Annotated in this window: 24 protein-coding genes, 3 tRNA genes and 2 pseudogenes; 8 read left to right on the top strand and 21 right to left on the bottom strand. The window is 69.8% G+C overall.

Annotated elements, in window-relative coordinates; all coding sequences use genetic code 11:
• Positions 1-1086, top strand: a 1086-nt coding sequence (locus BQ9890_RS06770; RefSeq protein ID WP_078062286.1) for a transposase, incomplete at its 5' end; no start/stop codon positions are given.
• Positions 1087-1232: 146 nt separating this feature from the next.
• Here the strand turns inward: BQ9890_RS06770 and BQ9890_RS15855 are convergent.
• The 5 genes from BQ9890_RS15855 to BQ9890_RS06795 all read right to left on the bottom strand — a co-directional run bounded on the left by BQ9890_RS15855 (position 1233) and on the right by BQ9890_RS06795 (position 3832).
• The gene (locus tag BQ9890_RS15855; protein ID WP_195907639.1) at positions 1233-1538 is read right to left on the bottom strand and encodes a hypothetical protein; all 306 of its coding nucleotides are present in this window, start codon (positions 1536-1538) and stop codon (positions 1233-1235) included.
• Between the two features lie 100 nt (positions 1539-1638).
• A tRNA-His gene (locus tag BQ9890_RS06780) sits at positions 1639-1714 on the bottom strand.
• Between the two features lie 245 nt (positions 1715-1959).
• Positions 1960-2310, bottom strand: a complete 351-nt coding sequence (locus tag BQ9890_RS06785; protein WP_230297860.1) for a metallopeptidase family protein — start codon at positions 2308-2310, stop codon at positions 1960-1962.
• A 42-nt stretch (positions 2311-2352) separates the two neighbouring features.
• Positions 2353-3267, bottom strand: a complete 915-nt coding sequence (locus BQ9890_RS06790) for an ATP-grasp domain-containing protein (protein ID WP_075890304.1) — start codon at positions 3265-3267, stop codon at positions 2353-2355.
• Between the two features lie 46 nt (positions 3268-3313).
• A complete protein-coding gene (locus BQ9890_RS06795; protein ID WP_195907699.1) occupies positions 3314-3832 on the bottom strand; it encodes an Lrp/AsnC family transcriptional regulator in 519 nt (172 codons plus the stop codon).
• 181 nt (positions 3833-4013) lie between these two features.
• Here BQ9890_RS06795 and BQ9890_RS16870 point away from each other — a divergent pair, with 181 nt between their 5' ends.
• Both BQ9890_RS16870 and BQ9890_RS14790 read left to right on the top strand, forming a co-directional pair.
• Complete coding sequence (locus tag BQ9890_RS16870; RefSeq protein WP_195907640.1) at positions 4014-4355, top strand: DUF2000 family protein; 342 nt, start codon at positions 4014-4016, stop codon at positions 4353-4355.
• On the top strand, positions 4285-4434 hold the full coding sequence (locus BQ9890_RS14790; protein ID WP_195907641.1) for a hypothetical protein: 150 nt from the start codon (positions 4285-4287) through the stop codon (positions 4432-4434). Before BQ9890_RS16870 ends, BQ9890_RS14790 begins: the two co-directional genes overlap by 71 nt.
• Positions 4435-4480: 46 nt before the next feature.
• On the opposite strand, the gene BQ9890_RS06805 is transcribed toward BQ9890_RS14790, so the two are convergent.
• A complete protein-coding gene (locus BQ9890_RS06805; protein ID WP_075890308.1) occupies positions 4481-5620 on the bottom strand; it encodes a D-alanine--D-alanine ligase family protein in 1140 nt (379 codons plus the stop codon).
• 208 nt (positions 5621-5828) lie between these two features.
• On the bottom strand, positions 5829-6848 hold the full coding sequence (locus BQ9890_RS06810) for an NAD(P)H-dependent glycerol-3-phosphate dehydrogenase (RefSeq protein ID WP_075890310.1): 1020 nt from the start codon (positions 6846-6848) through the stop codon (positions 5829-5831).
• A 405-nt stretch (positions 6849-7253) separates the two neighbouring features.
• Here BQ9890_RS06810 and BQ9890_RS16275 point away from each other — a divergent pair, with 405 nt between their 5' ends.
• Entirely contained in the window at positions 7254-7955 is a 702-nt protein-coding gene (locus BQ9890_RS16275; protein ID WP_075890312.1) for an AMIN-like domain-containing (lipo)protein, read from the top strand.
• Positions 7956-8071: 116 nt separating this feature from the next.
• On the opposite strand, the gene BQ9890_RS06820 is transcribed toward BQ9890_RS16275, so the two are convergent.
• The 6 genes and pseudogenes from BQ9890_RS06820 to leuC form a co-directional block, all read right to left on the bottom strand.
• Complete coding sequence (locus BQ9890_RS06820) at positions 8072-8860, bottom strand: lysophospholipid acyltransferase family protein (protein ID WP_078062288.1); 789 nt, start codon at positions 8858-8860, stop codon at positions 8072-8074.
• Between the two features lie 111 nt (positions 8861-8971).
• Complete coding sequence (locus BQ9890_RS06825; RefSeq protein WP_075890314.1) at positions 8972-10006, bottom strand: diacylglycerol/lipid kinase family protein; 1035 nt, start codon at positions 10004-10006, stop codon at positions 8972-8974.
• The gene (gene murA / locus BQ9890_RS06830; protein WP_075890316.1) at positions 10003-11337 is read right to left on the bottom strand and encodes a UDP-N-acetylglucosamine 1-carboxyvinyltransferase; all 1335 of its coding nucleotides are present in this window, start codon (positions 11335-11337) and stop codon (positions 10003-10005) included. Before murA ends, BQ9890_RS06825 begins: the two co-directional genes overlap by 4 nt.
• Positions 11338-11559: 222 nt before the next feature.
• Positions 11560-11997 (bottom strand): annotated as a pseudogene (locus BQ9890_RS06835) (ISL3 family transposase); the annotation flags it as partial.
• 620 nt (positions 11998-12617) lie between these two features.
• A complete protein-coding gene (leuD, locus tag BQ9890_RS06840; protein ID WP_075890318.1) occupies positions 12618-13277 on the bottom strand; it encodes a 3-isopropylmalate dehydratase small subunit in 660 nt (219 codons plus the stop codon).
• Positions 13278-13307: 30 nt separating this feature from the next.
• The gene (gene leuC / locus BQ9890_RS06845) at positions 13308-14708 is read right to left on the bottom strand and encodes a 3-isopropylmalate dehydratase large subunit (RefSeq protein ID WP_075890320.1); all 1401 of its coding nucleotides are present in this window, start codon (positions 14706-14708) and stop codon (positions 13308-13310) included.
• 123 nt (positions 14709-14831) lie between these two features.
• Between leuC and BQ9890_RS06850 the strand changes: the two genes are divergently transcribed.
• Complete coding sequence (locus BQ9890_RS06850) at positions 14832-15566, top strand: IclR family transcriptional regulator (protein WP_075890322.1); 735 nt, start codon at positions 14832-14834, stop codon at positions 15564-15566.
• Between the two features lie 187 nt (positions 15567-15753).
• Here BQ9890_RS06850 and BQ9890_RS16875 read toward each other — a convergent pair.
• A pseudogene (locus BQ9890_RS16875) lies at positions 15754-16113 on the bottom strand (SdpI family protein); the annotation flags it as partial.
• A gap of 86 nt (positions 16114-16199) precedes the next feature.
• Between BQ9890_RS16875 and BQ9890_RS06860 the strand changes: the two are divergent.
• Complete coding sequence (locus BQ9890_RS06860) at positions 16200-17339, top strand: glycosyltransferase family 4 protein (RefSeq protein ID WP_075890324.1); 1140 nt, start codon at positions 16200-16202, stop codon at positions 17337-17339.
• 388 nt (positions 17340-17727) lie between these two features.
• Here the strand turns inward: BQ9890_RS06860 and BQ9890_RS06865 are convergent.
• From BQ9890_RS06865 to gltX, 3 genes are all read right to left on the bottom strand, one after another.
• Positions 17728-17803 (bottom strand) — tRNA-Glu (locus BQ9890_RS06865).
• Between the two features lie 39 nt (positions 17804-17842).
• A tRNA-Gln gene (locus tag BQ9890_RS06870) sits at positions 17843-17914 on the bottom strand.
• A 357-nt stretch (positions 17915-18271) separates the two neighbouring features.
• Positions 18272-19831 (bottom strand): glutamate--tRNA ligase, encoded by a 1560-nt coding sequence (gltX, locus tag BQ9890_RS06875; RefSeq protein WP_075890326.1) that lies wholly within the window; start codon positions 19829-19831, stop codon positions 18272-18274.
• A 230-nt stretch (positions 19832-20061) separates the two neighbouring features.
• Between gltX and rpiB the strand changes: the two genes are divergently transcribed.
• Positions 20062-20514 (top strand): ribose 5-phosphate isomerase B, encoded by a 453-nt coding sequence (gene rpiB, locus BQ9890_RS06880; RefSeq protein ID WP_075890328.1) that lies wholly within the window; start codon positions 20062-20064, stop codon positions 20512-20514.
• Positions 20515-21300: 786 nt separating this feature from the next.
• On the opposite strand, the gene BQ9890_RS16880 is transcribed toward rpiB, so the two are convergent.
• Entirely contained in the window at positions 21301-22155 is an 855-nt protein-coding gene (locus tag BQ9890_RS16880) for a transaldolase family protein (RefSeq protein ID WP_078062289.1), read from the bottom strand.
• A gap of 47 nt (positions 22156-22202) precedes the next feature.
• On the opposite strand from BQ9890_RS16880, the gene BQ9890_RS06890 reads away from it, so the two are divergent.
• Complete coding sequence (locus BQ9890_RS06890; RefSeq protein ID WP_075890332.1) at positions 22203-23378, top strand: MalY/PatB family protein; 1176 nt, start codon at positions 22203-22205, stop codon at positions 23376-23378.
• Positions 23379-23704: 326 nt separating this feature from the next.
• On the opposite strand, the gene BQ9890_RS06895 is transcribed toward BQ9890_RS06890, so the two are convergent.
• From BQ9890_RS06895 to BQ9890_RS06905, 3 genes are all read right to left on the bottom strand, one after another.
• Complete coding sequence (locus tag BQ9890_RS06895) at positions 23705-24505, bottom strand: purine-nucleoside phosphorylase (protein WP_075890334.1); 801 nt, start codon at positions 24503-24505, stop codon at positions 23705-23707.
• On the bottom strand, positions 24502-26070 hold the full coding sequence (locus BQ9890_RS06900; protein WP_407638910.1) for a purine-cytosine permease family protein: 1569 nt from the start codon (positions 26068-26070) through the stop codon (positions 24502-24504). The genes BQ9890_RS06895 and BQ9890_RS06900 overlap by 4 nt, the downstream gene beginning before the upstream one ends.
• 409 nt (positions 26071-26479) lie before the next feature.
• Positions 26480-26752: a hypothetical protein gene (locus BQ9890_RS06905; RefSeq protein WP_143226267.1), complete on the bottom strand. Its 273-nt coding sequence runs from the start codon at positions 26750-26752 to the stop codon at positions 26480-26482.
• Positions 26753-26941: the final 189 nt, after the last annotated feature.

The raw sequence follows: 26941 nt of genomic DNA on the forward strand, positions 1-26941 counted from the left end.
GATGGTCGCGGCGGCGCGGTACATGACCCGTCGATGATGGCCGGGCTGCTGCTGTATGCGTACTGCACCGGGGTGGTGTCGTCCCGCAAGATCGAGGCGGCGTGCCAGGTCGATGTCGCGTTCCGTGTCATCGCTGGCAACTTGGTCCCCGATCACACCACGATCGCGAGGTTCCGCGCGACCCATGCGGACGCGTTGGCGGGTCTGTTCACGCAGGTGCTGGCGATGTGCGCCGAGGCGGGGCTGGTCAAGGTCGGCACGATCGCGGTCGATGGGACGAAGATCTCCGTGTCCGCGTCGCGGGATGCGAACAGGACGCGTGAGGCGATCATGAAGCAGGTCGAGGAACTGATCGCCGCCGCCGAGGCTGCCGACGCCGGCGAGGATGAGGTGTTCGGGGCGGGGGTGCGCGGTGACGAGGTCCCCGCCGATCTCCGCGACCGCACCAGCCGCCGCGCCCGGCTCGCGGCAGCGACGAACCCGCCGAAAGTGAACACGACCGACCCAGAGTCACGGATGATGCCGATCCGGAACGGGTGGGTGCAGGGCTACAACGCGCAAGCGGTCGCGACCGAGTCGCAGATCATCATCGCGTGCGATGTCACCCAGGACACCAGCGACACCGCCCAGCTCACCCCGATGATCGCCGCCGCTAACCGAGAGCTAGACGCAGCCGGTGTCACCGAGCCCATCGGGGTCGTGCTCGGCGACGCCGGATACTGCACCGAAGCCGTCCTCGCCGGCCTGCCCGACGACGGGCCGGACTACTACCTCGCCGCACGCAACATGCGTCACGGGAAGCCCCGCGTCGGATCCCGCGGACGCCTGCCCGCGGGCGCGACGCTGATGGACAAGATGGACCGGAAGGTGTCCCGCAAGGCCGGACGGGTCCACTACGACAAACGCAAGTGGATCATCGAGCCTGTCTTCGGTCAGATCAAGACCGGCAGAGGAATCCGCTCTTTCACCCGCCGCGGCTTCGACGCCGCGGCAGCCGAGTGGAAGCTCATCGCCGCGACCCACAACCTCCGCAAGCTCCACCGCCACCTGCTCGCCACAGCCGCCGCCCCGATCACTGCGATCTGACCGGCCAACGCGGCGGAGCCAACGAGCTGACCGCGTCCAACACGCGTCCTCAACCAGCGCGCACGACGCTCATCGGCCCCTCGAGACCGCCGCCCGCTCGAGCGTCGGGACCGACGCCCCACTGACCACACCACCCCGCCACACATTCACGCGACAGCCTCCTCAGAGAAGCGAATATTCACAAGCGCGAGCAGGACCGGATCACCGCGTCGCTGGAGACCATCGAACACCGGATCACCGCGCACCACGGCCACTACGCCGCAGCGCGAGAGAACCTCGACGACTCCCTGAAGCTGCTGTCCAACGCCGCGGACCTCTACGAGCACGCCGACGACCCGAACCGCCGCCTGTGCAACCAAGCGCTGTTCAAGGCGATCTACATCGACGAGGACAACGACGTGCGCGTCGGCTACCGCAACCCGTATGACGGGCTGAGCCTGTCCGGCCTCCATACCGACGCCCTGAGCTGGGCCGCCGGGACAAAGAAGATGGGCCAGGGGCGAACCGCGACCAAGGGCGGACCCTTGGTCGCAAGTTCACACCTGACCCGTTTGGGGTGGCTGACGGGACTCGAACCCGCGACATCCTGGACCACAACCAGGTGCTCTACCAGCTGAACTACAGCCACCATCGTCGATCTGCACGGCAGTTCAACGGATGACGACTCTAGCATGTGGGCACGCCGTCGATGAAATCGGTCCACGCACCCACCACGTGGCATCCACCACGCCCCGGGGCCCGCCCGGCACGCCGACGCACAACCCACAGGGTCGAGGTCGAGTCGCTGCGTGTCGCCGCAGCCCGGGACCCCGCCCTCGTCCGGGGAGCCCGGAACTGTGTGCTGGGGGGCACGAACGCCGGGCACGCGCCCCCTCACCCCCAGCCGAGCTCCTCGAGCCTCTCGTCGTCGATGCCGAAGAAGTGGGCGATCTCGTGCACCACGGTCACCCCGACCTCCTCCGCCACCTGCTCAGGTGTCTCGCAGATCCGCAGGGTCGGGTTGCGGTAGACGAAGACCCTGTCCGGCAGCACGCCGGCATAGTCCCCGCGCTCGGTCAGGGGCACGCCGTCGTAGAGCCCCAGGAGCCCGGGTTGGTCGGCGGGCGGGTCGTCCTCGACGATGACGGCGAGGTTGTCGACGAGGTCCCAGAACTCCTCCGGGACGGCCTCCATGGCACGGTCGACGAGCTCCTCGAAGTCCTCGCGGCTCATCTCCACGGGCACGTCAACCCTCCGTCCGCACTGCCTGCGAGCCCGGGCCCGGCCTCACCAGAAGGCGCGCACCGTGATGGCGTCGGCGAAGTTGCCCAGTGCCTCGGGGGTGGCCGACAGGTAGAGGTCGGCATCCACCATGGAGATCTCCATGACCATGAAGGACCCCTTGCCGTCAGGCACCAGGTCGACACGGTTGAACAGGAACTGCTCGTCACGCCCCATGCGGTCGCGCACGTAGGAGTGGAGGATCCCGCGGATCTCCTCGCCCCAGCGCCACTGCTCCTCGGTGGCCTGCTGGGCGGTGACCACGGCCTCGTGGACGGAGTCCTCGGTGACGGTGGCGGGGTGGAGCATGGCGCGCTTCTCCACGGAGTGGGAGACGAGGCCGTTGAAGAAGACCATGGAGATCTCGCCGTGGACGTCGATCTCCTCCATGTAGCGCTGGACCATGACCGAGCGCCCCTCCCCCAGCTCGGCTGCGGCTTGGAGGATCGCGGACTGGCGCTGGTTCGTGTCATTGGCGGTGTAGCGGCCGATGTCTCGCACCCCGGAGGAGACGGCCGGCTTGACCACGAAGTCACCCATGGCGGGGAAGCGGGAGTGCACCTGCTGCTTGGAGAGGTGCTGGTCCGGCTCCAGCCACGTGGTCGGGATGACGGGCAGGCCACGTTCCGCCAGGTCCATCATGTAGTGCTTGTCGGAGTTCCAGCGCAGGATGTCGGCGTGGTTGAGCAGGCGTGGGATCGAGTCCGCCCACCGCAGGAACCCCTCACGGTCGCTCGCGTAGTCCGACACGGAGCGCACCACGCACACCCCGGCCTGCGACCAGTCCTCGGCGGGGTCGTTCCAGATCGCAATGCGCGGGTCGGCCCCCCGGTCCGAGAGCGCGTCGAGCAGCCCCGCTTCGTCCTTGTAGAGGTTCGGCATCTCCGCCGACGTGACCAGCGTGATCCTCGGTTTCGTCATGCCCTACACGTTACCCTGTGCGCCCGCACCCCCGGGCGTCCCGCGGTCACTCGCCTTCCGTCGACGAGGGCGACCCCGGTAGTGGCCAGGACGGGGCGACCTTGATGTCCTTGAGCGTGATCACGGAGCGCATCGAGCGGATGCCGGGCAGGCGCCGCACGGTGTTCATGGCGAAGTCGGCATAGTGGTCGAGGTCACGGGCGACGACCTGGAGGACGAAGTCGGAGTCACCTGCCGTGCTCCAGCAGGACACGATCTCCGGCAGGTCGTCGACGGCCCGTTCGAAGGCCCGGGCCTCGGACTCCCGGTGTTCCCCGATGGACACCGAGATGAAGGCCATGACTCCCCACCCCAACGCACGGCGGTCCAGTCGCGCGGTGTATCCGGAGATCACCCCCTCGCGTTCGAGACGGCGCATCCGCCTCCAGGTGGGAGAGGTGGACAGTTGGACCTCCGCGGCCAGACTCGACACGGAGGCCCGGGCGTCGACCTGGAGGGCAGCGATCAGCCGTCGGTCGATGTCATCGGGAGCAGGGGGCTTGGATTCGCCTTCGGGGCGATTGATTCAGTCGATCATGCCCCAATCCGTCCAGCAGACGCACACTCCGACGTGTTTTCTGCCATGTACCGGGTACGACCGTTCACCCGCACGATCGGATCCCCATCCTCCAGTTGGTCGCCCGCGTCCCGGGCCCGCCACTGGTGGTCCGGAGGAGAACGCGGTCCGGAGGAGAAGCAGGGCATCCATGGAGACAGTCCCTCAGCACGTCGTGGTGGTCGTCGATGCAGGACTCCCCCGCGGCGTCCTCGCCGACACCGTCGCAGCGATCAGTATCGGTCTGGGGGCCGCCTCGCCGATCTCCGGTGGGGAGCCACTCGAGGACTGCGACCACCAACAGGTCCACGCTGTCTCCGAGCGCGGCGTCCCGGTCCTCGGGGCCGGTCAGAGTGTCCTGGGAAATGCGCTCCGAGGGGCACTGCCGACACCGGGGGGGCGGGGTCGTCGCGCCCTTCCCAGTGTTCGCCCGGAGGATCCGCACCTTCGAGGAGTACCGGGACTCCCTGACGGAACGTCATCTGAAGGATGAGCCACTGGCCGGCCTGGGCCTGATCGGACCCGAACGCTGGGTGCGCTCATCGACCGGCAGTCTGGGTCTCCTGCACTGACGGTTGCGCCCCTCACACGGGCGTCCCTCCGACGGGGCGTCCCGGCTCAGCGCAGCCCGAGGTCCCGCTGCAGGGCGCCCTCCAGGAGTTCGTCGACGAGGTCGGCGTACTCGGTCCCCGCCTGTGCCCACATCAGGGGGAACATCGAGTACGGCGTGAAGCCGGGCATGGTGTTCACCTCGTTGACGATCACCTCGTGGGTGCCGGGCACGTAGAAGAAGTCCACTCGGGCCAGGCCCTCGCACTCCAGGGCCTCGAAGGTGCGCGCGGCGGCCTCGTGGAGGCGTGCGGCATCCGCCTCGGGCAGGTCAGCGGGGCAGACCAGTCCGACAGCCTCGGTGTCGATGTACTTCGAGTCGTAGTCGTAGAAGGCGCCCTCGGACAGGACGATCTCCCCCAGCGGAGCGGTGCGCGGGGGTTGGTCGCCTCGCCCCTGGAGGACGCCGCACTCGATCTCCCGGCCGACCACCGCTGCCTCCACGATGACCCGGGGATCACTGTTGCGGGCTTCCTTGACCGCGACGGACAGCTCCTCGACGGAGTCCACCCGGGAGATGCCGATGGAGGAACCGGCCCGGCAGGGCTTGACGAACACCGGGAACCCGAGGGCCGCGACCCGCTCCCGGCAGCCCTGTGGGTCCACGTCCCACTGGCGCGGGGTGATGAGCTCCCACCGCCCCACCTCGATGCCGGCCGCCTTCAGGACGGTCTTGGTGAGGTGCTTGTCCATGGAGATCGACGAGGCGGCGACCCCGCAGCCGACGTAGCGCACGTCCGCCATCTCCAAGAGTCCCTGGATGGTGCCGTCCTCGCCGTAGGGCCCGTGGAGCAGCGGCAGGACCACGTCGACCGGGCCGAGGTCGGTGACGTCCCCGGCCTCACCGAGTCCGCCGTCGGCGGCGCGTCCGTAGGAGACCTCCAGCAGGCGCGCCCCACCCTCGGTGAGCGTCACGCGCGTGTCGCCGGCCTGCACGGACTGCCCCTTCCCGTCGCGCAGTTCGAAGAGGGACGGGTCGTCGGGGACTCGCACCCACTCCCCGTCCTTCGTGATCCCGATGGGCAGCACGTCCCACTTGGTGCGGTCGATGGCACGCAGGATCCCGGCCGCCGTGGCACAGGAGATCTCGTGCTCGCCGGAGCGTCCCCCGAAGACGATGAGGACGCGGGAACGAGGGGTGTCGGTCATGGCGTCCACCCTAGACCCTGGCCCTGCCCGTCCCCGGCGGCACGCGGACACCCCGCGAGACGCGGCAGAGCTGCCTGGGGCTGCCTCCGCCATCACCACAACCAGGTGTGGGGTCGACACCCGCGACCCGGCCGAACGGGCCCGCAACCGTCCCCATCCCGCACGCCGTCGCCGACAGCTGCCCCGGGTCCGTCGCCCTGCCTGCCTCCTACAGCAACTCGATGCGCCAGCCGTCCATCTTCTGGGGTCGGGAGAGCAGCATCTCCCCCATCTCGTCAATGGTCGCACCCTCGTGGACCACCCTGACCACGGCCTCCGTGATGGGCATGTCGACACCGTGCTCGCGCGCGACCTGCAGGATCGGCACTGCGGACCGTGCACCCTCGGCGACCCCGGGAGAGAGGTGGAGCGCCTCATCCAGGCTCGCCCCACGTCCCATGCGCAGCCCCAGGGAGTAGTTGCGCGACAGCTTCGAGGAGCAGGTGGCCACCAGGTCCCCGATGCCCGCGAGTCCCGCGAAGGTCTCGGACTGCGCGCCGAGTGTGGTTCCAAGTCTGGTCATCTCGGCCAGACCTCGGGTGATGAGGGTCGCGCGGGTGTTGGTACCCAGGCCCATGCCCTCCGCGGCGCCGATGGCCACGGCGATGACGTTCTTCGTGGCACCTGCGATCTCGCACCCGATGACGTCGGTGGAGACATAGGGCCGGAAGTAGGGGTTGTGACAGGCGATCGCGATGCGAGTGGCCAACTCGGCGTCCTCACACGCCACGACCGTGGCGGTCGGGTTGTGCTCGGCGATCTCGCGGGACAGGTTGGGTCCGGACAGGACGGCAATGGACTCCGAGGGCCGGCCCGAGGCCTCCCGGATGACGTCGTGGACCGTGCGGCGGGTCTCCAGTTCGAGTCCCTTGGCCAGGGAGAGCAGCGCCGCCTCGTCTGCCAGGTCGGGGGCCGCGGCCGCGACCGTCGCACGCACGGCGGAGACGGGGACTGCCACCACGACCAGCTCCGCGCCGTCCACGGCCGCGCCCAGGTCCGTCGTCGCGGTGACGGTGTCGGAGAGGTGGATGTCGGGCAGGTACGTCGAGTTCTCGTGGGAGTTGATGAAGTCGACCACGGAGTGGTTGCGCCCCCACATGCGCACCGTCATCCCCGCGTCGGCGAGCACCTGTGCGAACGTCGTTCCCCAGGCTCCCGTACCCAGCACTGCAGCGTGTGTCATGCCCATGGCACGACTCTACGACGGGACGCTGGCAAGCTGGTCACGGGTACGACGGTGGGACGGTGGGACGGTGGGACGCAGCGAACCAGGATCCGGCGCTCGGGGCCACCAGGCCACCAGGCCACCAGGCCACCAGGCCACCAGGCCACAGGCAGGCTCCCACACGGATGCTGCCTCCTCTGCCTTCCGAGCAGATCACGTGTGTCGGGTGTGCCGGTGCGTCCGGGACCGCGCAGCTGTCGTTCGAGGGCATCGACGCGTCGGGGGGAAGCGCCCTCGTTCCCGGATCCCCTGTCCCGTACTGCGCCCGGAGGACCCCACCCCGCTCCCCTGCGCGGGCCCTCCTCCCCGCTCGGCGGGCCCTTCGCCGGTAGGATGGCGCCACAGCACGAACCCCGCCGAGGAGGACAGATGTCACATCCCGCACACCCCGCACGGCGCACGGCATGGGCGCTCGTCCTGGTCTCCTGCCTGGCGGTGGGCGCGAGCGCCTGCACGGGTGAACCCTCGCAGTCGGGGAACCAGGTGTCCGGGAGCCCCGGCCCTGCGCCTTCGGTGTCGACCCCCCCACAGGTGATCGGTTCGCCCACGCCGACCGGCAGCGCGCCCACCCCGACCCCCAGCGCTGATCCCGAGGCCGAGGAGGCCGCTGCCACGTCCCCCATCCTCGGGGACAGGTGGACGCAGTCCGCGAGCTCCCAGGAACCGGTGCGCGATCCCGACGGGGACGGTCTGGTCTTCCACGCCATGCGCGTGGCCGAGCACGAGGGCTTCTACCGGGTGGTCCTGGAGTTCGCCGGCACGGGCGAGCCCGGCTGGGACACGTCCTGGTCGGACCAGCCCGTCGAGCAGGGGCGGGGACTGCCCCTGGACGTCCAGGGAACCGCATTCCTGGACCTGCGCATCACCGGCACGACCATGCCGGTCATGGAGGGACAGCCCGAGCAGTACTACTCCGGTCCGCCCTCGGTGACCGTCGGCCCGATCAACGTCGTGGAGGACGGCACCTTCGAGGACCAGACCCACGTCGTCATCGGCATGGACGACGTGCGAGACTTCCAGATCGGGACGCTGGAGGACCCGGCCCGGGTCGTCGTCGACGTGAAGAAGTAGGAGCGGACCGGGGTCGTCAGTGCCCGGGGCGTGCACAGGTGCGGGTCGGGGCAGCCATCGGGAGGGTCGGGAGGGACTGACACCGGCGACTCCCCGGGACGCCGGGAGGCGTGACGTCAGGAGGCGGAGGGTCCACCACGCCGCGCGAGGGAACGACGCCACATCGAGAAGCGACCGAGGGTCTTCTTGTCCGGCCCACTCATGCGGTCCGGGTCCCAGGGTTGCTCCGGGGCCGGCTCACCGCGCAGCTCCTCCACACCAGCCGTGATGGCGCGCTGGATCCGGTTGGTCGCCTCCGCCACGGCGGCATGGTCGTCGGAACCGTCGGGTCCCTGGAGGTCGGCGAGGTCGACGGCGGGCAGGACGGAGATCCAGATGTCCCGACGGGGTCGCAGGCTGAGCACCTTGGTGTAGCGCGGCAGGACCTCCTGGGCCCCCCACTGGGCGATGGGGACCACCGGGACACCGGTGTCCAGGGCGAGGCGGGCAGCTCCCGTCTTGGCACGCATGGGCCAGTACTGGGGGTCCCGGGTGAGCGTGCCCTCGACGTAGATCGCCACGCACTCACCGTTGTTGAGGGCCATGCGCGCCGGTGCCAGCGCACCGTCCGGGTGGGGAGACTTCCGGTCGACGGAGACCATCTGCAGACTGCGCAGCACGCTGCCCAGGACCGGCACCTTGAACAGCTCGGACTTCGCCATGAACCGCACGGGATAGCCGTGGGAGACGAGGAAGTAGGCGATGCAGAGGGGATCGAAGTTGGAGATGTGGTTCGGTGTGATGAGGAACCCGCCGTGCCTGGGCAGGTTCTCCAGCCCCGTGACGTGCATGTTCGTCCACACGCGCATGACCGGGGCGACGATGCCCAGCATCACCCGGTAGAACCCCTTGACCGACTTGCTCACGAGGGCCGAGTGTAGCCGGTGGCGCCACCCTCCCGTGGCGTGGTGGGTGCGCGTGGGCGTGGAGGGCGGGAGCGGCGTGCCAGGGCGTCGCGGGTGGCACCGCGACCGACGTCAGATGAGGACGTCCACCACGGCCGGCGCGACGTTGATCCTCAGCGGGATCGTGCCCACCTGGTCACCGTCCGCCATGGCCGGCATCCCCACGGGCTCGGTGACGACCATGTCGTGGACGGGCAGGACCTCGACGGCAGGGTCCTGCGCATCACGCTTGGCCACCACGCGCGCGAGGATCGGGAGCGCGGCACGCAGCAGCATGTGTCCCACGTGGAAGGCCTCCAGCACCCCGTCGAAAGGGTCCGAGGAGGGGACGATCCGGATCCCACCACCGATGCACCCGGAGTTGGACACCGACAGCGCCCACCCGCCCATGTCGTGGGCAACGCCGTCGAGCAGCACCCGGAAGTCTGCCTGGTGGAACCGGATGGGAGCGGCCAGGGCACCGTAGGCATAGGCGAGGGGACCTGAGCGCAGGCGGGACCCGTTGGCGATGATGTTCGCCCAGGCCTCCAGCCCGAAGGAGATCACACCGAGGACCAGACGACGGGGGTCGCCCTCGTCCGCGTCCGCCTCCTGGACCCAGATCCCGTCGAGCCCCCGCAGGCGCTCCGCGGGCAGGTCCGACTGCCCTTCCCCCGCCCCGAGCAGGCCGAGTCCCGCCAGCGAGCGCGCACGCGCCACGGGGTCGGCGCCGGCGCCGATGGCCCGGCACAGGTCGTTGCCGCGACCACCGGGCAGCGGGACGAGGACGCCCCCGGTCCCGGCAAGCCCCTCGGCGACGGCGGAGATGTACCCGTCCCCACCGAGGGCGCCGACGAGGGCAGGACCGGATTCGGGCACGGGCGGACGTGTCCGGGCCGAGGACGGATCGGTCGGGTCACCGCTGGCTCCGTCCCCGAGCCGGTGGGCCACCGAGGTCGGGTCGTCGTCCGGGGTGGTCACGGTGACCTGGACGTCCCAGCCGCCCTCGCGCAGGATCCGCACCACCCGCGGACCCACGGAGATCGCGCGGCCACGCGCCGACATCGAGGAGACGAGCAGGTGGAGGTGGCGCCGCGAGATCGCGGCACCGAGCGGTCCCAGGCTCATGCCCGGACGGACTCGGTGTACTCCACCCGCGCATCGAGCTGGCGCAGCTTGGTGAGGAAGTGCTCGTACCCGCGTGAGATCACGTCGATGCCGGCCACGTTGGAGGTGCCCTCGGCGGCCAGGGCCGCGATGAGGTGGGAGAACCCGCCGCGCAGGTCGGGCACGGTGATGTCGGCCGCGTGCAGCGGGGTGGGCCCGGAGATCACGGCGGAGTGGAGGAAGTTGCGCTGCCCGAAGCGGCACGGGGTGGAGCCCAGGCACTCCTTGTAGACCTGGATCTTCGCGCCCATCTTGCGCAGCGCCTTGGTGAAGCCGAAGCGGTTCTCGTAGACGGTCTCGTGGACGATCGAGAGACCGCTGGCCTGGGTCAGTGCCACGACCAGGGGCTGCTGCCAGTCGGTCATGAAGCCGGGGTGGACGGCGGTCTCCAGGGCGATGGACTTCAGTTCGCCACCCGGGTGGTAGAAGCGGATGCCCTCGGAGTCGATGTCGAAGGCACCCCCCACCTTGCGGAAGGTGTTGAGGAAGGTCGTCATGTCGGGCTGGTGCGCGCCCAGCACGTGGATGTCCCCGCCCGTGGCCAGGGCCGCGGACGCCCAGGAGGCCGCCTCGATGCGGTCGGGCAGGGAGGTGTGGCGGTACCCCTGGAGGTGGTCGACGCCCTCGACGCGGATGGTGCGGTCCGTGTCCACGGCGATGATCGCGCCCATCTTCTGGAGCACGTTGATGAGGTCCATGATCTCGGGCTCCACGGCCGCCCCGCGCAGGGTCGTGTTGCCCTCGGCGCGCACGGCGGTGAGCAGGGTCTGCTCGGTGGCCCCCACCGAGGGGAAGGGCAGGTCGACCACGGTGCCGCGCAGGCCTTCGGCGGGGCGTGAGATGTGGATGCCGTCGGGACGCTTCTCGACGTTGGCGCCGAACTTGCGCAGGATCTCGAGGTGGAAGTCGATGGGGCGCCCACCGATGTTGCACCCGCCCAGCTCCGGGATGAAGGCCTCGCCGAGGCGGTGCAGGAGGGGCCCGCAGAAGAGGATCGGGATGCGTGAGGCGCCACCGAGGGCATCGATGTCGGAGCGCCGGGCGAGCTCGACATTGGTCGGGTCCAGGCTCATCACGCCGCGCGACTGGTCGAAGTCGACGTGGACGCCGTGGAGACCCAGGAGGTCCGAGACGACGTCGACGTCGCGGATGAGGGGCACATTGCGCAGTTCGGAGGGGGTGTCGCCCAGGAGGGCGGCGACCATCGCCTTGGGGACGAAGTTCTTGGCGCCGCGCACCGTGATCGTCCCGATCAACGGATGGCCGCCCTCGACTCGCAGGACCGACGTCATGTGGTGGGTGCTCCTGGGCTGTGGAGAGGAAATGAGTTGGTCCCACAATAGAGCAGCACCGGTGCACGGTCCGGGCGATACCCGTCACTGTGGGGGCGCGTGGGGCGGGCGGCGTACGGGTTCCGGGCCCAGCGTGCCCGGGACGCCCCTCCTTCGCCCTTCACCCCCACGCCTGTGTGCTGAAATGCACCCAGTTTCCGGCGCTTCTGACTCTTCCGTGGGTCATGGTCGGCCGGGGAGGGTGGGGCGGTGGCCGCCGAGGGTGAGCATGGCCAGGGCGATGAGTGCGTCGGGTGAGCGGAACCCGAACGCGACGCGGGTGATGAGTCGGATCTTGGTGTTGACGGACTCGATGCGCCCGTTGGAGAGTCCGTGCTCGATCGCGGCGAGGATCCTCTCGCGGTGTTTCACGATCGAGCGTTGGAGTTTCACGAAGGCGGGGATACGACATCGCCTGGCCCAGGAGATCCACCGCTCCAGTGCGTCGATGGCTTGCTCGTAGGGCAGCTTGAAGACGACCCGTAGTCCTTCTTTGAGGAGGTAGGCGCGGTGCAACCTGGGGTCGGTCTGCGCGATCCAGGCGAGCTTCTCGGTCTGCCTCTCGGTGAGATCCTCAGGGTTCTTCCACAGCGCGTAGCGTGAGTTCTTCAACCTGCGGGCNCCCCTCACCGAGGTCGTAACGGGCAGCACGTCTGCCGCACCTCCCGCACCGAGGCCTCAGCTTCCCCGACGCACGCACCGACGCGACCACGATGCCCTCGTCCGCGTCATACTCGACCTGCTCGACGACCGTGGTCTTCTCGACTCCCAGCAGCCCTCGCCATAGGGTGGTTTCCTGCACGCCGTTCTCCCTGTTTCGTTACTGACTCTCGACAAGCCAGGAACATAGACGAGAGAACGGCGTGCACCCGTCCAGACCCGCCCAACCACCCACGGAAGAGTCACAAGAGCCCAGTTTCCCGGGAAAGTCGCCGGAGCCGTGCCTCTGGTGGATGGCCGCACCCCTCTGAGCTGCGGCGACGCAGGAAGCTCCGCTCGCTGCCATTCGTCACCGGGTGAAAACTGGGTGCATTCCTGCACAGGGATCGGCCGAACCCATCCCCAGTCCCCCTCCCGGAGGGCACGGGGAAGAGGATCTCCCACGGTCCGAGGCTCTCGTCTCTCAGCTCTCGGCGGATCGTGGGCGGGCCGGGCGTGGCAGGACGTCGGAGCCCAGTGCGGTCGGAGTGCCCGCCCGCCACCCGACCTGCGGCGTCACCGGACGGTGAGCAGTCCCAACGTCACCGGACGGCGGGCAGTCCCAACGTCACCGGACGCGCGGGCGTGACCGTCTCCTTGGGCAGGGTCTTCGCCGGGAGGGTCTTGGGCTTGAACGCGGGCCGGGTCGCCTCGAAGTCGGTGATCGCCTGCTCGTCGCGCAGGGTCAGGCCGATGTCGTCGAGTCCCTCCATGAGGCGCCAGCGCGTGTAGTCGTCGATCTGGAAGCGGCAGGTGAGGGGGCCCGCCGTCACGGAGCGGTTCTCCAGGGAGACGGTGACCTCGGTGCCGGGCTCGGTCTCCAGGACCTTCCACAGGGACTCGCAGTCCTCCGGGGTGATGATCCCGGCGACCAAGCCCTGCTTTCCGGCGTTTCCGCGGAAGATGTCCGCGAACTTCGGGGCCAGGACCACGCGGAACCCGTAGTCCTTCAGTGCCCACACGGCGTGCTCACGCGAGGATCCGGTCCCGAAGTCGGAGCCCGCCACCAGCACGGAGCCGGAGGTGTAGGACTTCTGGTTCAGCACGAAGTCCGGGTCATTGCGCCAGGCTGCGAAGAGTGCGTCCTCGAAGCCGGTGCGGGTGACGCGCTTGAGGTAGACGGCGGGGATGATCTGGTCGGTGTCGACGTTCGAGCGTCGCAGGGGCACCCCGATACCGGTGTGGGTGGTGAACTTCTCCATGGTCCTGTCCGTTCCTTCCGTACCGGTCGCTCAGAGGTCCGCGGGGCTGGAGAGCGTGCCGCGCACGGCGGTCGCCGCTGCCACCAGCGGGGAGACGAGGTGGGTGCGACCGCCCTTGCCCTGACGTCCCTCGAAGTTCCTGTTGGAGGTGGAGGCCGCGCGCTCGCCCGGGCGCAGCTGGTCGGGGTTCATGCCCAGGCACATCGAGCACCCGGCATTGCGCCACTCGGCGCCGAACTCCTTGAAGACGCGGTCCAGGCCCTCCTCCTCGGCCTGGAGGCGCACGCGAGCGGAGCCGGGCACGACGAGCATGCGCACGCCCTTGGCCTTCTCGTGGCCCTTGATGACGGCGGCTGCGGCGCGGAGGTCCTCGATGCGCCCATTGGTGCAGGAACCGAGGAACACCGTGTCGACCGGGATGTCACGCATGGGGGTGCCGGCCTCCAGGCCCATGTACTCCAGGGCACGGGAGGCGGCGGAGCGCTTGTTCTCGTCACCGATGTCTGCGGGGTCGGGGACGGTGGCCGACAGGGGCACGCCCTGGCCGGGGTTGGTGCCCCAGGTGACGAAGGGCTCGATGTCGGCGGCCTCCAGGACCACCTCGGCGTCGAAGGTCGCGTCGTCCGCGGAGTGCAGGGTGGACCAGTACTCCACGGCGCGGTCCCAGTCCTCGCCCTCGGGGGCGTGGGGGCGGCCCTTGATGTAGTCGAAGGTCGTCTGGTCGGGGGCGACCATGCCGGCGCGGGCCCCGGCCTCGATCGACATGTTGCAGATCGTCATGCGGCCCTCCATGGAGAGCTCGCGGATGGCCTGGCCGCGGTACTCCAGGACGTAGCCCTGTCCCCCGCCGGTGCCGATGCGGGCGATGACCGCCAGGATGATGTCCTTGGCGGTGGAGCCCGCGGGCAGGGAGCCGTTGACGGTGATCGCCATCGTCCTGAAGGGCTGCAGCGGCAGGGTCTGGGTGGCGAGCACGTGCTCGACCTCGGAGGTGCCGATGCCGAAGGCGAGTGCGCCGAAGGCCCCGTGGGTGGAGGTGTGGGAGTCGCCGCACACGATGGTCATGCCCGGCTGGGTGAGCCCCAGCTGGGGGCCGACGACGTGGACGATGCCCTGGTCGGCATCGCCGAGGGAGTGGATGCGGATCCCGAACTCCTCGGCGTTGGAGCGCAGGGTGTTGATCTGGATGCGCGAGGTCTCGTCCGCGATCGGCAGGTCGATGTCCAGGGTCGGGGTGTTGTGGTCCTCGGTGGCGATGGTGAGGTCCGGGCGGCGCACGGGGCGCCCCGCCAGGCGCAGTCCCTCGAAGGCCTGGGGGCTGGTGACCTCGTGGACCAGGTGCAGGTCGATGTAGAGCAGGTCGGGCGCTCCGTCCTCACCCCGCTTGACGATGTGGTCCGACCAGACCTTCTCGGCCAACGTGCCGCTCATGACCCCTCCTGTGCGACTCCACCCCGGTTGGTGGGTCCCTTGCGTAGTTCTGCGCCCCATGGTTCGCCAGTTCCACGATGTGGAGATTTGGAATCTCAGGGGTTGAGATGCAAGGATCGTGTCATGGAGGACGCGACATCCAGTGGAGTGGGAGTCCTGGACAAGGCGGCGTTGGTCCTTGGTGCGCTTGAGGCCGGTCCCGCCACCCTTGCCCAGCTGGTTTCGGCGACGGGCCTGGCCCGTCCGACCGCTCATCGCCTCGCAGTTGCCCTGGAGTACCACCGCATGGTGGCCCGGGACATGCAGGGTCGATTCGTCCTGGGACCCCGCCTGCAGGAACTCGCCTCGTCCGCGGGTGAGGACCGACTGCTGGCCGCCTCGATGCCCGTGCTCATCGCGCTGCGCGACCACGCCAAGGAATCCTCCCAGCTCTACCGCCGCCAGGGCGACGTGCGTGTGTGCGTCGCCGCCTCGGAACGCCAGATGGGTCTGCGTGACTCGATTCCCGTGGGCGCGACGCTGTCCATGAGGGCCGGTTCCGCAGCCCAGGTGCTCCTGGCCTGGGAGGAGCCCGACCGGCTCCACCGCGGTCTCTACGGCGCGTCCTTCAACGCCACGATGCTCTCCCAGGTGCGACGCCGCGGTTGGGCCCAGTCCGTGGGTGAGCGTGAGCCGGGTGTGGCCTCCGTGTCGGCCCCGGTGCGTGGCCCATCGGGGCGTGTGCTGGCCGCCATCTCCATCTCGGGTCCCATCGAGCGGATGGGACGCCAGCCCGGGCGCCAGCACGGGCCCTCCGTGGTGGCAGCGGCCAACCGACTCTCGGAGTTCCTGCGTTCCGCGGAGGACCTGGACATCTGAGGAGCTCTGGGCGGGGCGCCGCAGCGTGCACGTTCCGGTCGCTGGCTCGCAGCCTGCAGCCTGCAGCCTGCACCGACCACCCCGTGGCAGTCCGCGGTCCACGGCTCCGAGGTCTTCGAGATCTCCTCGGCCGCCCAGTTTTCCCCCCGCGGCCACCGTGGAGCACCAACGCGAGCATCACGACGCTGTCCACGAGCACTGCCGACCAGAGAAGGGCATCGGGGAGCGGGAGCAGCGCCACGAGGCCGCTCACGATGGATGTGACACCCGCACACTCCGTCGGGCGCCTGGCGCGGATGTGGGCGGCACGCCAGGCCTCCTCGCTCTCCATGGTGGCGGGGATGCGGATGCCAGCGACCGGGTTCCGCTTCAGCCTCCCCGACGCCGTGGCACGGGCCAGCCACACGAGCAGGATGCCCGCTCCCACCAGCACGACGGCCACCAGGACCTGGACGACCACGCGCTGCTCCACGGGCGCCACCCTACCGGCACCGCCGTGCAGGAGTTCCGAGGTCGCCCTCGTACGCGCTCCGTGCCCCCGGTGCACCGACGAGGGCGCCCCCTTTCGTTCGGTGTCCCCTCCCGCCGGGGTGGGCCGACGCGGGGTGGGAGGGGCTGCCTAGACTGGCGGGTATGCGACGAACCCTGCTGGTCACCAATGACTTCCCGCCCGCTGTCGGCGGGATCCAGTCCTACCTGGACGACTACACGCGGCGGTTGCCCGCGCAGGACCTGACCGTCCTGGCCTCCACACCGCCGAAGTCGGCGGATGCGGTGGCGGCGTTCGACGCGTCCCGCGAGTTCACGGTCCACCGGGTCCCCACCCCGGTGCTCCTCCCCACCCCGGAGGTGGGACGCCGCATGGAGGCGATCATCCGGGAGCGCGACATCGAGACCGTCTGGTTCGGTGCCTCGGCTCCGCTGGGCCTGCTGGGGGCCCGCGCCAAGAGGGCTGGGGCCACGCGTGTCATCGCCACGACGCACGGCCACGAGGTCGGCTGGTCGATGCTCCCGGGGACCAGCTCCGCGCTGCGCCGCATCTTCCGAGAGGCCGACGTCCTCACCTACATCTCCCAGTACACGCTGGGGCGTCTGCGTCCCTGGATCCCGGACACCACGCAGCTGGTGCAGCTGCCCTCCGGGATCGACGTGGAGCGCTTCCATCCCGACCCCGAGGCGCGCACACGCCTGCGCACGCGCTACGGCCTGGGCGACGCCCCCACCGTGGTGTGCGTGTCCCGACTGGTCCACCGCAAGGGCCAGGACACGCTCATCAGGGTGTGGCCGCGGGTGACCGCCGCGGTGCCGGGTGCCCGCCTGGTGATCGTCGGGTGGGGCCCCTACGCACGGGGGCTGGCGAAGCTGAAGCGTTCCTCGCCGGTGCGTGGGGACATCCTGCTGACCGGGAAGGTGCCCTTCGAGGAGTTGCCGGGCCACGTCGCCATGGGCGACGTCTTCGCCATGCCGTGCCGCACGCGCGGTGGCGGCCTCGACGTGGAGGGGCTGGGCATCGTCTTCCTGGAGGCATCCGCCACGGGCCTGCCGGTCGTGGCCGGTGACTCCGGAGGAGCCCCGGAGACCGTCCTGGAGGACGTCACGGGCACGGTGGTGGGGGGACGCGACGAGGACGCGCTGGTGGACGCCCTCGTGGACCTGCTGCAGGACCCCGCCCGGCGCGAGCGCCTGGGTCACGCGGGACGGGAGTGGATGGAGGCCGAGTGGACCTGGCCGCACCTGGTGGACCGCTTGGTCGCCGCCATTGACGCCCGCTGACCCCACCCCCCCCCCCCGCGAAGTCCGCTCTGTTTGAGGGTCGAAGTCCGCTCTGTTCGGGGCACGAGGTCCGCCCTGTTCGACCCTCGAAGTCCGCTCTGTTCGGGGCACGAGGTCCGCCCTGTTCGACCCTCGAAGTCCGCTCAGTTCGACCCACGAAGTCCGCTCTGTTCCAGGCGTGAGGTCCGCTCCCCGCCCTGCTCGGCCCGCGGGGCGGGGAGCGGACCTCGACCCCAGACGAGAGCGGACTTCCAACAGTGCACGAGGGGACATGGGCCGGCCCGTACCGTGGTCACGCGAGGACATGGTGCACGTCGTGGGGCACCCCGGCACGCAGCAGGACGACATGGGAAATGGGACGGACCCGGGGGGGTCCATCCCATTTGTGTGGTACCCCCAACCGGATTTGAACCGGTGTTAACGCCGTGAGAGGGCGTCGTCCTGGGCCGCTAGACGATGGGGGCCTTGTTGATCACCACGGTCGTCCATCCGACCGCTGACCGCTGGGGTACCAGGACTCGAACCTAGACTAAATGAACCAGAATCATTCGTGCTGCCAATTACACCATACCCCATGGTGGTATCCCCTCAGACGCTTGCGCGCCCTCGGCGACGAAAGAAAACAGTACCCGAACCGCCCCCCGTGTGCCAAATCGCCAGTGCGTGAGTATGCCCACTGGCCCCTCCGCAGCCTGCCGATCTGCGAGGCATGATCTGTTCGAGGTGCGAAGCCTGCCATCTGCTGTGGTCGGGATCAGTCGCCGGTCCCAGGGGCATGATCCGCTCAGCACTTCCTCCTCGATCGTTCCCGAGACGATCGGACCTCCGGTGCGGATGGGAGCGGACCTCAAGCCCCAAACAGAGGGACCTCAAGCCCCGAACAGAGCGGACTTCGACCCTTGAACAGAGCGGACTTCGCGCTTGGGGGGGTGTCAGGCCAGGCGGTCGCGCAGGGCCTGCAGGCGTGCCAGGGACGAGTCCCTGCCCAGGATCTCCATGGACTCGAACAACGGCGGGGACACCTGACGCCCGGTCACGGCCACACGCAGTGGTCCGAAGGCCAGTCGCGGCTTGATGCCCATGCCCTCCACGATGGCCGCCCGCAGTCCCTCCTCCAGGGCCGCAGCAGTGAAGCCTGCGTCCGGACCGGCCGGGGAGCCGCCCTCGTCGGCGCTGCCCGCGACGCCCCCGCCGACGTGCTCGACCACCGGGATCGCGGCGTCGAGGACCTCGACGGCATTGGCCTTGAGCTTGCGCACCGCGGTGTCGTCCAGCACCAGGTCCCCGTCCTCGACGAAGAGGAAGCCGAGCATGCCGGGAGCCTCCCCCAGCAGCTGGATGCGCGTCTGGATGAGCGGGGCGGCGGCGGTGAGGACGTCCTGCTCGTGGGCGTCGAGGCCGTCGAAGGAGTCGGCGGAGACCATGCCCTCGCGGTGCAGGAACGTCACGATGCGCCCGCGGAAGTCCTCGGGCTCGAGCAGGCGGATGTGCTCGGCGTTGATGGCCGTGCACTTCTTGAGGTCGAAGCGCGCGGGGTTCGGGTTGACGTCGGCGATGTCGAAGGCCTCGACCATCTCCTGCATGGAGAACACGTCGTTGTCGGGGCTGATGGACCAACCCAGCAGCGCCAGGTAGTTGGTCAGGCCCTCGGGGATCATCCCGTGGTCGCGGTGCAGGAGCAGGTTGGACTCCGGGTCGCGCTTGGAGAGCTTCTTGTTGCCCTCCCCCATCACGTAGGGCAGGTGGCCGAAGCGGGGCATGAACTTCGCGATGCCGAGGTCCTCCAGCGCCCGGTAGAGGACGACCTGGCGCGGCGTGGAGGAGAGCAGATCCTCCCCGCGCAGCACGTGGGTGATCTCCATGAGCGCGTCGTCGACGGGGTTGACGAGGGTGTAGAGCGGGTCACCGTTGGCGCGCACGATCACGTAGTCGGGCACGGAGCCCACCCCGAAGGTGATGTCGCCGCGGATGAGGTCCGTGAAGGTGATGTCCTCGTCGGGCATGCGCATGCGCAGGACCGGGCGGCGCCCCTCAGCGCGGTAGGCCTCCACCTGCTCGGGCGTGAGGTCGCGGTCGAAGCCGTCGTAGCCGAGCTTCGGGTCCTCGCCGCGGGCGCGGTGGCGGGCCTCGACCTCCTCGGGCGTGGAGTAGGCCTCGTAGGCGTAGCCACCCTCCAGGAGCTTCGCCGCGACGTCACGGTAGATGTCCATGCGCTCGGACTGGCGGTAAGGGGCGTGGGGGCCGCCCTTGCCGATGCCCTCGTCCCAGTCCAGGCCGAGCCAGTCCAGGGAGTCGAGGATCTGGTCGAAGGACTCCTGGGAGTCACGCGCGGCGTCGGTGTCCTCGATGCGGAAGACGAAGGTGCCGCCCGTGTGCCGGGCGTAGGCCCAGTTGAACAGGCAGGTGCGGACCATCCCGACGTGGGGGGTCCCCGTCGGCGAGGGGCAGAATCGGACGCGGATATCGGAGCCGGTGGCAGTGGTGACAGTCATGGTGGGCAAATCCTATCGCGGTGGGCGCGTGGCCCCGGCTGCCCGGCGTCGGCGATGGCGGCACGGCGCACCCTCCGTGCCGTGCGCGGAAAGGATCCTTGCCGCGAGGCGTGCGGACCCGGCCCGGACGGGGCAGACCGACCGACTCCCCCACTGCGACCGTCCGGTCCGGGCCCGACGGCAACGACGATGCGGGAGAATGGGACCGTCAACGTCGAAGGGAAGTCACCGTGAGAATCGTCATGGGTAGTGACCACGCCGGGTTCGAACTGAAGAACCACCTCGCCGAGCACCTGCGCAGCCAGGGCCATGAAGTCATCGATGTGGGCGCCCACAGCACCGAGAGCGTGGACTACCCCACCTACGGCGCGAAGGCGGCGCGCACCGTCGCCAACGGAGAGGCCGACCGTGCGATTCTCGTCTGCGGCACGGGTCAGGGCATCGGCATGGCCGCCAACAAGGTGCCGGGCGTCCGCTGCGCCATCGTGTCCGACCCCTACTCCGCCAAGCTCTCCAGGGAGCACAACGACGCCAACTCCCTCGCCATCGGTGCCCGGGTCATCGGAGCCGGAGTCGCGGAGGACATCGTTGACATCTGGACCACGACGGAGTTCCTGGGAGGACGCCACGGGCGTCGGGTGACGATGCTGGCAGAGCTGGACTCCGTCGAACCCGGCGAATGATCCCCCCGCCACCGACCACAACCTGCCGCGCGCCCACTGACGGGGAGCGGGGCGCGGGGCCCGACCGGGAGGCACCACACCGCGCCCACCCATGACCAGCGGCCGGCAGCACCGGGCCCGGGCCCACGCCTTCCTCGGCCTCCATGGGCGGGTCGGGGGTCCCGCGGGCGGCAGGGCGGGGTCCGGGCGGACGAGGGCGCGCCCTCGCACACACTGCCTGTACTCGCGCGACGGCACGAGGAGCGCGACGCTCCTTCGGTTCCGACCTGGCCAGCCCTCCTTGTCCGGACGGGCACGTCCAGGACGCCACGGGCGAGGCATCGAGGTCCGTGGGATGCATCCGCTCGAGCACACTGATTGGGTCGCGGTCCGACCGGAGGCCTCCCACGCGGCCCGCACGTCCTGGGCCCGGGTCCTGACGTCCTCGCTGGTGCGGGGGGACCCGAAGCCGAGTCGACCCGAGTTCACGCACTCTGCACTCAGCACTCAGCCCGCGACGACACCCTCATCCGGTGTCACCACCACCCCCCGAAGTGTCACCGAAGTCCCGATGCGGAACCGTCACCGAGAGCCTGCGACATGACACGTGTCTTCCACGCCGGCTTCGTCGGCCTCACGGACCACTCCGGACCCCATGTCTCCACCGGACACCCTCGTGGCGACCGCCCGGGAGGGATCCCATCGCTGTGGATGCCATTGTTCGGAACCACGTGCTTCTCGTCTGCTCTCACGCTCTCGTGATCGAGCCTCCACGTCGGGCATGATCGTGCGCGTTCGGGCGTGAGGTCAGTGCGTTGGCCCCTCCCCCCGCCCTCGCAGGTCGGGACGACCGAGGGGGCCCGGACGACCGCCTGTCCCACGGTCGACCTGCACGGTGAGGACGGATCCCGCTGAATGGATCACACTGAGGTCACGACCCCGGTCCGGGTCCCGCTCGGGCCTCCGCGCACAAGCCTCCATGACCTGCACGTGTCGACGGACGGGGAAGACCGTGGTGACGTTCACCGAGATGTCTGCCGCGATCGTGCACCCGATCGCCCCAAGACCGGCACCAGTGTCCGGGATCCTGATCAGGACGTGCTCCCGCCCGACGAGCTCGTGCAGCCTCGCCGCCTCCTCGATCGCCCCCGTGGCGTCGCTCGCCAGTGTGGGGACACCACGGTGGACACGCGAGTCACATCCTTTGCAGTCCCCGTGGCTCTCCGTGAACTCGTCGCAGGCGTCACGCGCACCCGTGGCGCACTGTGCCGGGTGATCGCCACCTCGGCAGGGACCCCTTCCGGGCTCGGGGAGTTGCCCCTCGTGGTCCGCCCCATCGGAGGGCACCGTCACGAAGACCGTCGGGTTCGGGGTCACCTCCTTCGGCGAGAGCTCCTGGACAAGGCGCTCCAGGCTCCCGCTCCTCGCACGACTCCTGGACAGGTCAGCGAGCCGGATCGAGATCCCTGCACAGTCCGGAACACCCCACGTGCGGGACACTCCGTGAACGGGACCGCGAGGCAGGTCCCACCGATGTCGTACAGTGCAGTCCTGAAAGCGCCCACTGACCGGGGCGAACGGCGTCCCCCACACAGGGGGGGCACCGGCGTCACGTCTTTCCGGGGCTCTCCGTCGTGTCCTGGGGACCCGACGGAGCGTCATGGTCACTCCGGTCCCTGTGGACAACCTGCGTCGATGGGACGACCTCCATGCCGATCCGCACTTTCTCCGATGACGAGCTCCGCCGCGTCGGTGGGCTCAAGTGGACAGGCATCACCACCAAGGACGGCAGTCCGACCATCGGCGCCTGGGTGGCGGAAATGGACTTCGGCACCGCCCCGGAGGTCGCCGCCGCCATGACAGGAGCCATCGACGACGGTCTGCTCGGCTACCAGCCGTCGTGGATCGCACCCCGCGTGGCCGAGGCACTGGCCGCGTACCAGCACACCCGCTTCGGTTGGGACCTGCCCGCCGACGACATCCGCCTGGCGGAGTCCGTGCTCCCTGCCCTCCACGCCACCCTGGACCACCTGGTGCGCCCGGGCGCGCCCGTCATCGTCCCAACCCCCGCCTACATGCCGTTCCTGACCATTCCCGGGCGACACGACCACGGCGTCATCGAGGTGCCGTCCCTGCACGGGGAGGCCGCGGGCGGGCTCGGATGGGCACTCGACCTCGACGGGATCCGCGACGGGCTCGAGGCGGGCGCCGGCCTGGTGATCCTGTGCAACCCCTGGAACCCGACCGGGCGCGTCCTCACCGAACAGGAGCTCCGCAACCTGCAGGCACTCGTCTCGCAGTACGACGCCCTCGTCTTCTCCGACGAGATCCACTCCCCCCTCGTCCTCGACGACCCCACCACGCCCTTCCTCTCCTACGCCCGCCTCGGCGCCGAGTTCGCCGCACACACGGTCACCGCGACGGCCGCCTCGAAGGGCTGGAACATCGCGGGGCTCCCCTGCGCGCAGGTGATCCTCCCGGACCCGCAGCTGCGAGAACGCTGGGATGCCTTCGGGGGCGAGGTCGCCCACGGTGCCTCCACGATCGGCGCGGTGGGGACGATCGCGGCCTACACCGACGGTCTGGAATGGCAGGGCGAGGTCCGCCGCTACATCTCGGCGAACATCTCCCTCGTCACCGACGCGCTCCGCGGCTCCCCCATCGACTTCACGGTTCCCCAGGCCACCTACCTGTCGTGGTGGGGGTTTGAAGGTCTGGGCCTCGAACCCACGCCCGCGGCCGCGCTGCGGGAACGTGCCCACATCGCGGTGAACGCCGGCCGCACGCTAGGCACCGGGTGGGAGCAGTGGGCGCGCTTCAACCTGGCGTGTTCCCACAGCTGCGCCGAGGAGATCGTCGGGCGCACCCTCGCCCTCGTCCCCTGATCCCCCACTTTCCCCTCGCCGAAGTCCGCTCACTTCGACCCGTGAGGTCCGCTCAGTTCGACCCGTGAGGTCCGCTCAGTTCGGGACTTGAGGTCCGTCCCCCCTGGGCGCGCTCTGCCGCCCGTCGACCGGCCGTCGGGTCGGGGTGCCGCATTGACGAGGGCGACCACGGCTCACCTGGCGTCATCCTTCAAGCGGGATCGCCGAGGAGGCGACCTCCGCGAGGGACAAGGACGGACCTCGACCACCGAACAGAGCGGACTTCGACGTCAGAACAGAGCGGACCTCGACCCCGGAACAGAGCGGACTTCGCCGGAGGGGGCGGGTCAGGGCAGGGCGAGGACCGTCTCCACGCCCCGGCGCACCGTCTCCCCCGCCCGGGCCGCCGCCTCCAGCACCACTGCCGGGTCGGTGGGCGCCGAGGCGAAGGACAGGTCGGAGACCACGCTCATCCCGCACACGCGCACGCCGAGTGCGTGCAGGGTGAGTGCCTCCATCACCGTGGACATCCCCACGCAGTCCGCTCCGGTGGTCGCCAGCCAGCGGGTCTCGGCACGCGTCTGGTACTCGGGGCCCCGCAGGATGGCGTACACGCCGCGCCTCTGGCAGACCCCGGCCAGTGCCTCGGTCAGCTCCGGGTCCCACACACCGGTGGTGTCCAGAAAGACCGTCCCGTCGAAGGGTGAGTGCCCGGAGAAGTTGAGGTGGTCCTCCACCGCCATGACGTCACCGAGCTGCCAGTCCCGCAGGCAGCCGTTGGCGTTGCACAGGACCGCCGTCCCGGCCCCCGCCGCCACGGCCGCACGCACGAAGGTCGTGACGTGGGAGGGGGCGACGCCCTCGTAGAGGTGGGTGCGTCCCAGCGCCACCAGGACGTCGTGGTCACCGCGGTGGTAGGAGCGGACCTCGTCGAGGTGTCCGTCGGCGCGTGGTTCCAGGACGCCGGGGATCTCGGAGAGCGGGAACCGGGCGCGGGGTTCACCCCATCCGTCCAGTGCGCCCGACAGGCCGGAGCCGAGGACCACCACGGTGTCGTGGTGGTCGACGCCGGAGAGTTGAGCGATGGCGTGGGCGTCCTCCTCGGACTCGGCGCGCAGCAGGGTGGAGCGGAACTGGTCCGGCGTCATCGCAGGCCCTCCCCCGTCCCACCGGCAGCGGCGCCCGGCCCGGCAGCGCCGCCTCCGGCACCGGGTGCACCGGCAGCACCGCCCCCGGCAACACCGCCCCCGGCACCGCCAACTCCGGGTGCGCCATCCGCGCCGTCCACACCGTCGATCCCGAAGCGCCGCGCACCCACTTCCTCCTGGCGCCGCACCCGCCCACGCGAGGTCAGCAGGTAGCCGACGAAGCCGATGACCAGGGCCAGGAACACCCCGATGTTGGAGTACGCCCAGTCGCCCTCGCGCCCTCCGATGGGACCCAGGAGGTAGCCCTGCCAGGCCAGCCACGGCGCATACGTGTTGACCACCAGCCCCCAGCCGACGAAGGTCGCGACCACCAGTGAGGCGATCGCCCCCCAGTTCACGGCCCCGTACACGCCGCCGCGGCGGAAGAGGTCGGGCTCGTTGTAGTCGGACCGGCGCAGCAGGATGTCGGCGATCATGACGCCGCCCCAGGCGGCGATGACCGTGCCCAGGGTGATGAGGAAGCCCTGGAAGGGCTCGAAGAAGGAGTCGGTGAAGAAGACGACGATGATCGTGCCGATCAGCATGATCGTCCCGTCGATGGCGGTGGCGACCGGGCGGATGACCGGAACGCCCGTGGCCAGCAGCGACAGGCCGGAGGAGTAGATGTCCATGACGATGCCGCCCACCAGCCCCAGGATCGCCACCACCGCGAAGGGCACGAGGAACCAGGTCGGCAGGATCGTGGTCAGCGCGCCGATCGGGTCGAGGTTGATCGCGTCACCGAGTGCCGGGTCGGAACCCACCAGCAGCAGGCCGAGGAGGACCAGGAGGACCGTGGGCAGGGAGGATCCGAAGGTCGTCCAGAAGACGACGCCACCGGTGGAGGACCTGCGCGGCAGGTAACGGGAGTAGTCGGCGGCTGCGTTCATCCACCCGAACCCGAAGCCGGTGAGGACCATGCACAGCGCCCCGATGACGGCGGTCGTGGGTCCGGCGGGCAGTGCGGCGACGGCCTCCCAGCTGATGTGGGGGATGACCAGGACGACGTAGATGACGGTGAGGACGGCCGTGGCCCAGGTGATCCAGGTCTGCACGCGCATGATCGTGTCGAATCCGAGCACGCCCGCTCCCCCGGCGATCGCCACCACCAGGATGAGGGCGACGATCTGGGCGACCAGGTGGTTCGTGAAGCCCAGCGCCCCCATGACGGTGGCGGAGGCCTGGACGGCCATGATGCACAGGAACGTCTCCCAGCCGACGGTGAGCATCCAGGAGATCGCCGCCGAGATCCGGTTGCCGTCGAATCCGAAGGCCGCCCGGGAGAGCACCAGGGTCGGGGCCGAGCCCCGCTTGCCGGCGATCGCGATCAGCCCGCAGACCAGGAAGGAGAGGACGACGCCAATGACGGATGCGGCCACCGCCTGCCAGAAGGAGATGCCGAAGCCGAGCACCCACGCGCCCCAGGAGATCCCCAGGACGGAGATGTTGGCGGCGAACCAGGGCATGAACAGGTTCGAGGGCGTGCCCTTGCGCTCGGACTCGGGGATGACGTCGAGCCCGGCCATCTCCACGGCCAGGGTCGAGGTGGTGGGTGTGAGGCCGGGGTCTGTGGGGAAGGGAGCGGTGCTCATGGTGCTGTGACCTCCTGTGTGACGGTGTTCATGAGCGTAGTCGACGCAGGTGGCCCGACGTCAGCCCCCTCGCTCGACCGCCCCGTGGTGTCGGGTGTGCGCCCCGGGGGGCCTGGGTACTCGGCCCAGGGTTTGTCGGGTGCGCGCGGCGCCCCGGTGGTGTGTGCGCGCGTGGACGAGGGCGCGTCACTGACGAGGGCGACCACGGAGACGAGGGTGGGTCACTGACGAGGGCGACCACGGTGACGAGGGCGCGTCACTGACGAGGGCGACCACATGTGACGGGCCGAGCCTCCGGTTCGGGTCCCGGCATCCCGCCCCTCGCGCCGGCGGTCACCACCGATCAGACGGAGGTCGTCGGCCTCGGGTTCCGCCGAGCGAGGAACAACGTGGTCCGGAGCGCAGCGGTGTGAGTGGCAGCGAGGGAAGTCATGTACACGCTCAGCACTGTCGCCACGAGGAAGGCCCCGATCATGGTCGCTCCCCCGGTTGCCACGCCGGTGGAGAGGTCCGCCATCGCGACCTCGTCGGAGAAGACCCCTCCCGGGGTGAACACCCGCCAGGACCCGACGACTGCGAGGAGCCATTCACCGAGCACACGCACCAGCCTCCCCACCGTGGTCCCCTCCGTTCGCGGTCCCCACCATCGGTCGTCGACAATCAGGGGGCCTCGAACCGATCCCAGGAGCTCGGAAGTGCGCTCCACCAACGCTGGACGACCAGTTCTCCACGACGAGGGTGGTCGGTGCAAGCGCGCCGGGTGGCAACCCAGCGATCTCCTGTCATCCCGGACCAGTTCCACCTG

It is taken from the genome of Actinomyces provencensis (assembly GCF_900155435.1).
Classification (GTDB): Bacteria; Actinomycetota; Actinomycetes; order Actinomycetales; family Actinomycetaceae; genus Pauljensenia; species Pauljensenia provencensis.